We start from the raw sequence: 11,114 nt of genomic DNA, 5'->3' as shown, positions 1-11,114 counted from the left end.
GTGCTCGGCCTGGTAGTTGAGGTAAGGCCCCTGCAGGCCCACTTCAGGATACCATACAACTCGCTGCTCTTGGACAGTTACCCCTTCCCACCGAGAACCACAGCCATAGGGATGCTCGCCGGGGCCATGGGCCTCCCTGAGGAAGGGTTTAGGAAGCTACTGAAGGAACTCAGGTATGGTGTCATTATAGCAGACCCCGGCTCCAGGGTTGAGGAAAAAGCAGCTATATTCAAGAGCCCCAACTCACCCCTGTACCCCATAACCAAAAATCTCTTTCACACCCCCACTTACAGGATGTTCTTTGCAGGGGACGATGACACAATAGAGAAGGCCCATGACGCGCTCCTTGACCCGTTCTTCGTCCCATACCTCGGGGACAGTGAGAGCGTAATCTATCCGGCAAAGAGGGCCTACCTCCATATCGTCGGAGTAGAGGAAGGCCAGGAGTCCACGCTCCGGAGCGTTATACCATGCGAGGAATACGCGAGGGGCGCGAGGTTCATCCTCCTCAAGAGGAACAACCTCACCCCAAGGGAGTACAGGATGCCCGTGGACTTCACCTACCGCGGGAAAGGGAGACGGGCAGTTTACCGAAAGGTGGTGGCCTTCGCGGGGGGCTACGTTGAGCTGGCCAACTCCGTGAATGTTATGCTCTTCGACGGGGAGCCGGTCGCTGTGTTCTGAGTAACACCTTCCTTCCAGTTTTCCTTTTTTAAGGCTTTTTTTCTCGAAAAACAGAAAGACAACATCTAAATTTTAGAATATGGTTACAAATAGCCTTAGAATTAGCAAAAAGTCCCACAGGCTGTGATTCAAGGTCTGTTTGAGGAATTCATCGAAAGGTTTTATAGATTTGAAATAAAACTGCTGTTCCTGGGGGGATGGGGCCACAAATGAGTAGGATACGCCTGAAAGAGGATTTTGGGTGGTTAAGGTGGACAGGGAGAACGCTAAAGCGAATTTTAAATGGCGATCAGCGAGTATTTTTGATAAATGGATTTTCGATTTCTCTGTTGTCCATAAAAAGTTAGTAGACCTGATTAAACGGCAATCAGGAAGTTCTAATGTGTTTTATATTTTTGTGTCAGATTTATAAATCGATTGCATTACCGCAGGTTTCTAAGATAAACCTTAAATAGGAAGTTTGTGAGTGGATATCTTGAAAAACAGAGTAAATTTCCAGAGGGTTTCCGTAGGACAGAATTGTGTGGAAAGACAGCTGGGAGAAGGCCGGCAAAGAAATGGAGAAGGGTTTCCGTAGGACAGAATTGTGTGGAAAGATGGTGCTCTAAAATACACGAGTACATTCAGTGGCCCGCGTTTCCGTAGGACAGAATTGTGTGGAAAGCCCAGTACTCAAGCCCGACCTGTGACCCTGTGTTCGGGTGTTTCCGTAGGACAGAATTGTGTGGAAAGCAGTCTGCCCGCCTGGGGTGTTGAGCGTGAGGCTCAGGTTTCCGTAGGACAGAATTGTGTGGAAAGAAGAGCGGGAAGCTGTATAAGTATGGGCAGGTTGTTGGTTTCCGTAGGACAGAATTGTGTGGAAAGAGTTCTATGCCCAGTCCCGCGCTCATACCTACAAGCCATCGTTTCCGTAGGACAGAATTGTGTGGAAAGTGAAAGAGTTCCAGTCCGACCCGCGCAAGGCTGGGCAGGTTTCCGTAGGACAGAATTGTGTGGAAAGATGAGTGGGTGGTTTTAGAACTGGTGGTAAACCTAGTTTCCGTAGGACAGAATTGTGTGGAAAGTTCAAGCTTGAAGGACTTCCAGCCAGGCCATTTAACCGTTTCCGTAGGACAGAATTGTGTGGAAAGTTGGAGGGGGCACACAACAAGAGCCAATCGAGGACTTGTTTCCGTAGGACAGAATTGTGTGGAAAGATGAAGCTGGACATTGAGCTTGACTTGGTGCTCCCGAGCGTTTCCGTAGGACAGAATTGTGTGGAAAGCGGTTTCTTACAATCGGGGGAGCTTGAAAAGAAAGTGAGTTTCCGTAGGACAGAATTGTGTGGAAAGCGGCTCCGGCGTATCGCGTTAAAAAGCAGGATACGGGAGAGTTTCCGTAGGACAGAATTGTGTGGAAAGCAACGAGCCCACCGACCGCTATGAGGCACTTTACACCATGTTTCCGTAGGACAGAATTGTGTGGAAAGCCATCAAACTTCTCAGCCTTGTCCACCGCCACCACACTCGTTTCCGTAGGACAGAATTGTGTGGAAAGCCATCAAACTTCTCAGCCTTGTCCACCGCCACCACACTCGTTTCCGTAGGACAGAATTGTGTGGAAAGACCGACATCGACTTCTCAGCGCTCGTCGCAAACACAGTTTCCGTAGGACAGAATTGTGTGGAAAGTATTAAGGCAAGGCGAGGTTGAGGAGACTATAAAGAGTTTCCGTAGGACAGAATTGTGTGGAAAGACCTCATTGAGCAGTTGCGGGTTCACCGCTACCACCGTTTCCGTAGGACAGAATTGTGTGGAAAGGGGTTATATCCAGTGCGGATGAACTGCTGAAGGAAAGGGTTTCCGTAGGACAGAATTGTGTGGAAAGGGAGGATTTCCTCATCTAAGAGTGCATCGTTGAGGTCGTTTCCGTAGGACAGAATTGTGTGGAAAGATGACTTTCTCGAGGCTTTGGACTCAATAGAGATTATTGGTTTCCGTAGGACAGAATTGTGTGGAAAGTCTTCCACCTCAATCCACATTATAATAGTCGAGTTATTGTTTCCGTAGGACAGAATTGTGTGGAAAGGAAGAAGCAAGTCCTGGTGCGTCCGCCACAACCAATGTTTCCGTAGGACAGAATTGTATACAACATCCTGTGGTGGTTCTCATGAAGAGGCCCGTGTACATAACCCAGATGGGGGTGCTCGAAAGGAGGGGCAACACGCTCTTCCTTGAGAATGAAAACGGCAGGAAGGCTATACCCGTTAACTCCACGAGCGAGGTCCACTGTTTCAAGCCCGTAAGTTTAACAAGCGGTGCTGTAAAGCTTCTCTCCGAGAAAAACGTCCCAGTACACTTCTACAACAAGTACGGTTACTACCGGGGTTCATACATGCCGGCTGAGGGGCAGGTGAGCGGCACGGTTGTTATAAAACAGGCCGAACACTACCTTAACCTGGAGAAGAGGCTCTACATCGCAAGACAGTTCGTGGAGGGAATAAAGGCCTCGATGATATCTTTCCTCAAGTCCCAGAGGGCCGAAAGGGAAGGCATCGAGGGGATAGGGGTTGAAGGGGGCAACCCTGTGGAGCTCATGGGGGTTGAGAGCCAGCTCTGGAGGGAGTTCTACGACGTTTACGCTACGCTTCTGAAGCACTTCGACTTCAGTGAGAGGAACAGGAGGCCGCCGAAGGACGAGGTGAACGCCCTAATAAGCCTCGGCAACTCCGTGCTCTACACGATTGCCCTCTCAGAGATAAGGAAGACCTACCTTCATCCTGCCATTAGCTTCCTCCATGAGCCCCTGGAAAGGCGATATTCACTTGCCCTCGACATGGCGGACATATTCAAACCCATAACCGTCTTCAGGGTTATCCTCAGGCTCGTGAACAGGATGCAGATAAGAAGAGAGCACTTCGACAGGGATGTAGGCGTGATGCTCAACCGCGAGGGACTTAAAGTTTTCATCAGCGAGCTGAACGGAGAGCTCGGAAGAAAGGTTCTCCACCCCAGGTTCAAGAGAAACGTGTCCATCCGCTACATGATCCGCCTTGATGGGTACTCCCTCGTCAGGCACTTTCTCGGTGATAGAAAATACAAGTCCCTGCGGGCGTGGTGGTGATGTACATCATAGTGGTCTATGATGTCGACGTCAAGCGCGTGGCGAAAATCCACCGCTTCCTGAGAACCCACCTCCACTGGCGGCAGAACAGTGTCTTCGAAGGTGAGGTGAGCAGAGCACAGCTCTATGAGATAAAGAGGACCCTGGAAGGAATGGTGGAGGAAGGTGACTCCGTGCTAATATATGAGCTGCCCGGCGATAACTTCAACCTCCACATCATAGGCGTGGATAAAAACCCTGTGGGGGAGATAATTTGAGGGTTACGGGCGTTATGGTTCATTACTACTTCACCTGTAAGCGGGAGCTGTGGTTCTTCTCCAGAGGGCTACGATTTGACTTTGAGAACGAGGACATGCTGATAGGCAGGCTCATCCATAAAGACTCATATGAGAGGGAATGGAAGGAGGTCATGCTCGGGGACGCAAAGCTCGATGTCGTCATTAAGGGACATGGTGTTGAAGTCATGGAGGTCAAGAAAAGCTCAAAGCTTGAGGAACCTGCCAAATGGCAGCTGAAGTACTACCTATACCTCCTGAAAAACGTTGGTGTCAACGCCAAGGGTGTAATCTCGTATCCCAAAGAGGGACGGCGGGAGGAAGTCGAGCTCGTTGATGAGGACATTGAAACCCTTGAGAACGCCCTGGCGGACATCGAAAGGGTTATATCACTTGAGCGACCACCCGAGGCAGAGAAAAAGCCCTACTGCAAGAGGTGCGCCTACAGAGACTTCTGCTGGGTGTGAGGTATGGAGTGGAACGAACTAATTGAGCTGATGAAAAGAAAGAGAGCCAAGTCCGATAGGAGCCTTCATCAACACTCCGCCGGGGCACAGGCTATCGCCCGGGAACTCCTTAAGCGAATCCCTCACGACCCCAGCCTGGACGAGTGCCTAACGAAGCACGTTTTTCTTCACGATGCTGGGAAGCTCGACGACAGGTTCCAGGCAAAACTGGAGGGGAAGCTCAAAAGGGCACCACCCCATGCCTACCTCGGTGTAGAAGTGGCAAGCAGGTTCTTAGGGTGTGAGGAGCCCTACAGGACAGTGGCCCTAATCTCCATACTGACCCACCATTCCGACCTTCATGAAAGCCTCTACAGGAATGAGATTGCGAGGGGGGAAAAGTTGATTGTGGACGGCGAGGTTCTCTCGGAGCCATCCACTCTCGCCAGAGACCTGAGGGTAGCCGTTATGGGTGGCGATTTGGAGGACGACTACGGCATGAACCCCCTTGAGGCCCGGGCCATTTACACTCTCTTCAATGGTCTCCTCCGTGTTTCGGACTGGCTTGATAGTGCGGGCCTTTCCGTGAAATCGTACCATCTCGATAGCGGAAGGGAGGTAAGGGAAAGGATCATCGAGTACCTGGAGGGAAAGGGGTTCTCCCCCAGGGCTTACCAGACGGCCGTCCTTGGAAAAGGTGGTGGCTACTTCAGATTACCAACGGGGGACGGCAAGACCGAGACAAGCCTCCTGGCAACCCCCAACAGTGCCACAAAGGTCGTATACTCCCTCCCCACTATAACAACAACCGAAGCGATGAGAAAGCGCTTCGAAGAGACGTTCGGGAGGGAACTCGTGTCCTTCGCCCACAGCATGCTTTTCCTTAGCCTCTACTACCGGGGTTCCCTTGACGAGAAACTCATCCATCGCTACGCCATGAAACCTATTTTTGTTTCGACTGTGGATCAGGTTCTCTTAGCGTTTCTAAACTACCCGCGCTTCCCGGTTAGGGAGTTCGCCCTCCGTGGAGCCCATTGGATAATTGACGAGGTGCACGCCTACACCCCGTTCACGCTTTCGCTGATAATGGACGCCATAGAGTACGCCATCAAGTACCTTAGAACGCACGTCACGGTGATGTCCGCGACACTTCCCTCACCAATGGTGGAAGAACTAGAGAAAAGGGGGCTCAAACCCCTGCTCCCGTTTGATAGCATCTCGAAGAGATACCGCTCCAGAAAGAGGGTCGATGTAGTGGTGAGGGATGAACCGCTTGAAAACGCGGTGGACGAAATCGTAGAGGAGATGGGAAAAACACTCGTCGTTGCCAACACTGTGACGAGGGCAAGGAGGATTTACGAGGACCTGAAAAACAGAGTTGGGAAGGGGAAGGTGCACCTTTTCCACTCTCGCTTCATCAATGCGGACAAAAGAAAGAAGATGGAGCTTGTGGGGACGATAGAGGAGGGAGTTCTCGTCGCCACCCAGGTCGTTGAAGTTTCGCTGGACATAGACTACGACGCAATGTACACTGAGGCAGCCCCCATAGACGCCCTGATCCAGCGCTTTGGGCGGGTCAACCGCAGGGGAGCGAAGAAGGGGAGGGTGTACCTATTCGAGCCTGAGGGCAAAAGGAAGCACCTACCCTACGACAAAGAGGTGTTTAACGCGAGCCTCAACCTTCTGGGTGAGCTGGAGGCCATGGGGAGTGAACTCGACCTCCTCAATATAAACGACAGGTTCTACAGCAAAGTCTGGGGAAGGTACGAGAGGAAATTTGCAGAGCGCCCCCTGTTCAGAACACTGAAAACGGTGAACAGGTGGAGGGGAAGTGAAGGGTGGCTCTCAACGAGGGACACCTTCATCAGTCTCCCCGCGATTCCCCGGCCCTATCTTGAGAGGGCGGTGGAACTGGCGGCAGAGTGGGAGAAGCTAACGGAGAGGGAGCGCTTGAAGGCGACGGTTTACATCGTGGAGCACACTCTCAACGTCCCCATCTGGATTCTGGAGGAAAACAAGGTGAACAACGAAGACCTGTACACGAGATTCGGGGTTCTTGGGGTTGATCTGGAATACGACCCTACCATTGGTCTTAGGGAAGAGAAACCGGGGACGGTGATGTTTTAGTAGGGCACAAAATTCAAAAAATATCAAAGGACTTTAACCCTCGAGCCAGATCTCTATCCTCTGCTTCCCCTTTCCGAGGCTGGAGCGCTTGAGCTTCTTCAGGTGCCCTATCTCCTTTATGTCCCTCACGTGAGTCCCGCCGCAGGGAATGACCTCAAAGTCCCTTATCTGAGTATAGCGCCTTTCCCCTTCCCACCATATCTTCATCTCGCCGCCATCGTCAACAAGCTTATTGAACGTTTCGATAAGCTTTTCCTTGTACTGGTTGACGTTCTCCGGGTAAACTATGTCGTATCTTCCCTTCTCTACGCTCATCCCACTACCATAGAGCTGCCACTCATCGGGTAGAACGAGGTTTAGAACGTGCTCCATAAGGTGCATCGCGCTGTGGATTCTCATGAGTTTATAGCGATAGTCCCAGTCTATTTTGAGCTCGACTTCGTCGCCGGGCTTGAACTTCTCCGGCTCGGCAACGACGTGCCAGACGTTTCCGGCATCGTCCTTGTAGACGTCAAGGACTTCAACCCCGTTTATCGTCCCCCTGTCGTGGGGCTGGCCGCCGCCTGTCGGGTAGAAAACCGTTTGGTCGAGCAGGAGGGCGTTGTCCTTTATATCAACGACTTTTGCTTTGGTCTCTTTCAAATAGGCGTCATCATAGTAGAGCTTCCTGGTCATTTCAACCACCACAGTAAATATGAGGGTTCGACTTAAATGGGTATCGAAAGGGGAAATGAAAGAAAAGGCTCACTTCCCCCTCTTCCTAAGGAGGAGTGGAAGCGCTGCGAGGCCAACTATCAAGGCCGGACCACAGATGCTGCTTCCGTTACTTGGGGTGGTTGTGGTGCTCGGTGATGTCGGGTGTGACGTCGGGCTGGCTATGTTGAGGTTCTCTGAGGCTATTGCCTTGTTGTCGTAGAAGTCCACCGCAACTACCTCAACCTTGTACTTTCCGGCTTTGAGCGGTGGGAGTTCCACCGTGTAGAATGTGTTGGTCGGCTTTCCACTTCCTGGCTCGGCGGGGAACTTGTTAACCTTGCCATATGTCACGAGCTTTCCGTTTGAGTTGTAAACCTGTGCGTAGAGGTCCCTTATGCCGAGGTTGTCCTGGGCCGTGAAGTAGAGGGTGAACTCCTCACCCGGAGTTGGGTAGCTTGGCTGGAGGTAGGCTATCTGGACGACGGGCTTCTCGGTGTCTGGTTTCGTGGTGATGACTATCTGTGAAATCCCAGTCGGCACCGTGGCGTTTATCATCAGATAAGTCGTGCCACCTATGGTCCTCTCGCCGAGAACCTTGTAGGTGATGTTGGTGTGCCCCGGGTCGACCTTGGCCCCAGCGGGTATCTCAAAGGTTATCGGGCCGGTAACGCTGTGGTTTAACTCGTTGATGAACTTTGCCGCCGTTCCGAAGTTGGTGTTGTGCCTGAACACTACAAACTCCTGAGGAACCGGGATGCTGATGAAGTTGCTCGTCACCTTGTTTCCGTTGAACTTGACCGGCGTGAGGGGCATTTCAACGCTTCCGTTCTGGCCGATGACCACGAGGTTGGTTCCGTACCAGGTCGGGCTGTGCTTGGGGTTGCTCGGCGGGTTGCTCTCCTTGTCGGGGGCGCCCGTGGCTGTGAGCGTGAGGAAGTAGTGTACGTGGCCCTCTTTGTCGGTGTAGACCCAGTACATGTCGTGGTGGATGTGACCGCTCATGGTGAGCGGAATGTTGTACTTGACGACGTCCTCAAGGAAGCGCCTCGCAACGGTGAGGTTGCCCTTCCAGTAGCTGCCCACGTAGTTCTTGAGTTTGGCCCAGTCGGCGTCGTTGCCCGGGTCGAGACCGCTTATCTTCCCGCCGAGGTAGTTCCAACGCGGGGCAAAGAAGAACGGGTGGTGGTAGAGGATTATCGGGGTGTAGCGGGATGTTCGTCGAGAACCTTCTCCATGAATTTAATCTCGTTCATCGTCGGCCAGCCGCGATCACCGCCTGTGTCGAGACCTATTATGACGAACTTTCCAATCGTGACGTAGAAGACCGGGGGAGCTATGAGCTGGGTGTAGATGACAGGCGGGTTGTCGTGGTTTCCTTTTATGCTGAGGTGAGCTTGGCCGGCGGACGCAGCGTGATCCATTATGTTGTACATTATCTCGTAACCCAGAAGGTCGTTGCTGCTGTCAACGTCGTCACCGGTGTTGATTATGAGGGTAGGTCTCATCATAGCCCAATAAGTGTAAGCGCTATCGGTTGCAACGACGCTGTGAAGCGGTATCGGGTTCGAGCACATCTTCTCGAGCTGATATATGCTGTGCTGGAAGTAGGGACCGCAGACGTAGCCTATCTTGGCGCTGCTGGTTACGTGGGTGTCGCTCACCCAACCTATGGTTAGGGTTTTTGGCCATTCTTTGAAGACCCTGAGTCCGTTAGGAAGGACGAGGGTCCCCTTGTTGGTCTTTATCAACAGGAAGTAGTCATCCGGGGCTATGTTACCTGGAACCTTGACGGTCACGGTGTTCCCGTTTGTTCCAAGTACTTGAAGGTCATAGGGACCATGAAGAACTGAGACCGCTTGGATATCGCTCACGGTTACACCGTCCTTCAGGTAGAGGGTGAAGTTTCCACCAGGAATCGCAAAGGCCGGGACGGCCGGCGCGGGCTGGGTGAGGAACTTGCTGTAGGTCGTGCTGTACTGGCTTGAAGTTGCACTCACTGGAACCGCTTCGAGGAGGGCGATAGCACCAATCAAAAGGGCTATACCCGCGAGTATCCACTTAGCCATGGTATCACAAATAATATGCGACTGGAAACAGTTAAAAGTTTTCCTACTCACCTTCAAACGGCTTTCTTAACCTGTTCTATGATGTAATCCACAACCTCTGAGTCCCCCCCAAAGCGCCGGTACTCCCTATAAAGTTCAAGGATCCTGCTGGCTAGTGAATGGTCTCCTGACACGAGGAGCCTTGTGAAGTGGACCGCCATCTCAAGGAGATAACAGTCTGCCCTACTAACGGGCACTGGTTTGAGTGATCCTGGAATCGTGCCCCTCGGGATAAACCTCCCAAGGAGAACTTCGCTCTCCCCAAGCTTGTCTCTCCATTTTTCTAGTTTATACTCAACGGACCCGTGCCAACCGGGGATACCTTCAATCCAGCGGTGGTTTCCATCCTTTGCGATGTTCACGTTAGCCGACATGTTGAGGGCGAACCTCACCAAAAGCTCTACGTCGTTGGTCATCTGAATCGACGCAAAAGGCCACTTTAGGAGGTCTTCAAAGCTCCTTCCGGGAAAGAGCTTGAATTCGAGGGCATCTCCCCTCCTCACAACACCGACTGGGGTCACATTTGATGCAGTGACGAGGAGAACCTCATAGACTTTGCCCTCTTGGAGGTCGTCCAGCATGGTATCACCCAAAAAGAGGAGAAAAATCAAAGCTGTTCCTTCGGGAGGACGATTATATCGCCCCTGTTTATGTAGAAAGTTACCGGTTGCATTGGCTTCAGGCTTCCAACTTCCCTGTCGCTTATGGTCCTCGCTATCATGCGCACCTCACCGAAAAGGCCGATAACCTCTACAAAGAAACCGTAGTATTCTATCAGGTCCACCGTTCCGGTGAGCGAAACCGCGTTCTCAGTCGGCTTAAGGCGTATCCTCTCGGGCCTTACGACGACCACGACGTTGTCACTCTTTCCAGTGTAGTGAAGCCCATCGAGACGGAAGCTCTCAAACTCCACAGTGACATGGTCGCCATCCCTCTCAACGACCTTGGCTGGAATGACGTTGGTCTTGCCCATAAAGCTTGCCACAAACTCCGTCCTTGGGCTTTCATATATTTCTTTGGGCGTTCCAACCTGTTCTACCGTTCCGACGTTCATGACCGCTATCCTGTCGCTTATTGCCATTGCCTCCTCCTGGTCGTGGGTGACGTAGATGACGGTTATCCCGAGTTCCCTCTGAATTCTCCTTATCTCGGAGCGCATCTCAAGGCGAAGCTTGGCGTCGAGGTTGCTGAGCGGCTCGTCCAAGAGGAGAACCTTAGGCTCAACAACCAGAGCCCTCGCTATTGCAACGCGCTGCTGCTGGCCGCCGGAGAGCTGTGTGGGGTAGCGGTCCTCGAAGCCCTTAAGTTTGATGAGTTCCAGCGCCCACTCAACTTTCTTTCTTATCTCATCCTTTGACATCTTTTTCAGCCTGAGTCCATAGGCGACGTTGTCAAAGACGCTCATATGGGGCCAGAGTGCGTAGTTCTGGAAGACGAGGACGGCACCCTTCTGATGTGACGGGAGGTATGTAACGTCCTGGTCACCGAAGTAGAGCTTTCCCCCGTCTGGGTACTCAAGGCCGGCTATTATCCTCAGCGTCGTTGATTTTCCACAACCACTCGGCCCGAGCATGGTGAAGAGTTCCCCGTGTTTTATGTCAAGGCTTATCCCCTTGAGGGCTACGGTCTCTCCAAACCTCTTGACGATGTCCTGAAGCTTGACCTCAACCATCTCGATC

10 protein-coding genes and 1 CRISPR repeat array are annotated in these 11,114 nt (G+C 52.2%); of the genes, 5 read left to right on the top strand and 5 right to left on the bottom strand.

Annotation, left to right across the window (positions count from 1 at the left end; all coding sequences use genetic code 11):
* The 5 genes from cas5 (at position 1) to cas3 (ending at position 6,634) form a co-directional block, all read left to right on the top strand.
* Complete coding sequence (gene cas5, locus MV421_RS07850; RefSeq protein WP_297420256.1) at positions 1–684, top strand: CRISPR-associated protein Cas5; 684 nt, start codon at positions 1–3, stop codon at positions 682–684.
* Positions 685–1,186: 502 nt separating this feature from the next.
* Positions 1,187–2,816: a CRISPR direct-repeat array (repeat unit 29 nt; unit sequence GTTTCCGTAGGACAGAATTGTGTGGAAAG).
* A gap of 16 nt (positions 2,817–2,832) precedes the next feature.
* Positions 2,833–3,786 (top strand): type I-B CRISPR-associated endonuclease Cas1b, encoded by a 954-nt coding sequence (cas1b, locus tag MV421_RS07845; RefSeq protein ID WP_297420170.1) that lies wholly within the window; start codon positions 2,833–2,835, stop codon positions 3,784–3,786.
* Positions 3,786–4,043, top strand: a complete 258-nt coding sequence (gene cas2, locus MV421_RS07840; protein ID WP_297420167.1) for a CRISPR-associated endonuclease Cas2 — start codon at positions 3,786–3,788, stop codon at positions 4,041–4,043. Before cas1b ends, cas2 begins: the two co-directional genes overlap by 1 nt.
* Positions 4,040–4,528 (top strand): CRISPR-associated protein Cas4, encoded by a 489-nt coding sequence (cas4, locus tag MV421_RS07835; protein ID WP_297420164.1) that lies wholly within the window; start codon positions 4,040–4,042, stop codon positions 4,526–4,528. The genes cas2 and cas4 overlap by 4 nt, the downstream gene beginning before the upstream one ends.
* Positions 4,529–4,531: 3 nt before the next feature.
* Complete coding sequence (gene cas3 / locus MV421_RS07830; RefSeq protein ID WP_297518131.1) at positions 4,532–6,634, top strand: CRISPR-associated helicase Cas3'; 2,103 nt, start codon at positions 4,532–4,534, stop codon at positions 6,632–6,634.
* 33 nt (positions 6,635–6,667) lie between these two features.
* On the opposite strand, the gene MV421_RS07825 is transcribed toward cas3, so the two are convergent.
* From MV421_RS07825 to MV421_RS07805, 5 genes are all read right to left on the bottom strand, one after another.
* The gene (locus MV421_RS07825; protein WP_297420175.1) at positions 6,668–7,309 is read right to left on the bottom strand and encodes an alanyl-tRNA editing protein; all 642 of its coding nucleotides are present in this window, start codon (positions 7,307–7,309) and stop codon (positions 6,668–6,670) included.
* A gap of 69 nt (positions 7,310–7,378) precedes the next feature.
* Complete coding sequence (locus MV421_RS07820) at positions 7,379–8,413, bottom strand: CGP-CTERM sorting domain-containing protein (RefSeq protein WP_297518128.1); 1,035 nt, start codon at positions 8,411–8,413, stop codon at positions 7,379–7,381.
* Positions 8,414–8,523: 110 nt separating this feature from the next.
* Positions 8,524–9,396 (bottom strand): hypothetical protein, encoded by an 873-nt coding sequence (locus tag MV421_RS07815; protein ID WP_297518125.1) that lies wholly within the window; start codon positions 9,394–9,396, stop codon positions 8,524–8,526.
* 53 nt (positions 9,397–9,449) lie between these two features.
* Positions 9,450–10,016: a DUF447 domain-containing protein gene (locus MV421_RS07810; RefSeq protein ID WP_297420153.1), complete on the bottom strand. Its 567-nt coding sequence runs from the start codon at positions 10,014–10,016 to the stop codon at positions 9,450–9,452.
* Between the two features lie 26 nt (positions 10,017–10,042).
* Entirely contained in the window at positions 10,043–11,107 is a 1,065-nt protein-coding gene (locus tag MV421_RS07805) for an ABC transporter ATP-binding protein (protein WP_297420150.1), read from the bottom strand.
* Between the last annotated feature and the right edge of the window lie 7 nt (positions 11,108–11,114).

It is taken from the genome of Thermococcus sp. (assembly GCF_027023865.1).
Taxonomy (GTDB): Archaea; Methanobacteriota_B; Thermococci; order Thermococcales; family Thermococcaceae; genus Thermococcus.
Note: the sequence above shows the minus strand (reverse complement) of the source record. Positions and strands in the feature narration are given on the sequence as shown.

Coding starts and splice junctions, on each gene's coding strand:
- cas1b (WP_297420170.1), top strand. CDS start 2,833: ATGAAGAGGCCCGTGTACATAACCCAGATGGGGGTGCTCGAAAGGAGG.
- MV421_RS07805 (WP_297420150.1), bottom strand. CDS start 11,107: ATGGTTGAGGTCAAGCTTCAGGACATCGTCAAGAGGTTTGGAGAGACC.
- MV421_RS07825 (WP_297420175.1), bottom strand. CDS start 7,309: ATGACCAGGAAGCTCTACTATGATGACGCCTATTTGAAAGAGACCAAA.
- cas2 (WP_297420167.1), top strand. CDS start 3,786: ATGTACATCATAGTGGTCTATGATGTCGACGTCAAGCGCGTGGCGAAA.
- MV421_RS07815 (WP_297518125.1), bottom strand. CDS start 9,396: ATGGCTAAGTGGATACTCGCGGGTATAGCCCTTTTGATTGGTGCTATC.
- MV421_RS07810 (WP_297420153.1), bottom strand. CDS start 10,016: ATGCTGGACGACCTCCAAGAGGGCAAAGTCTATGAGGTTCTCCTCGTC.
- cas3 (WP_297518131.1), top strand. CDS start 4,532: ATGGAGTGGAACGAACTAATTGAGCTGATGAAAAGAAAGAGAGCCAAG.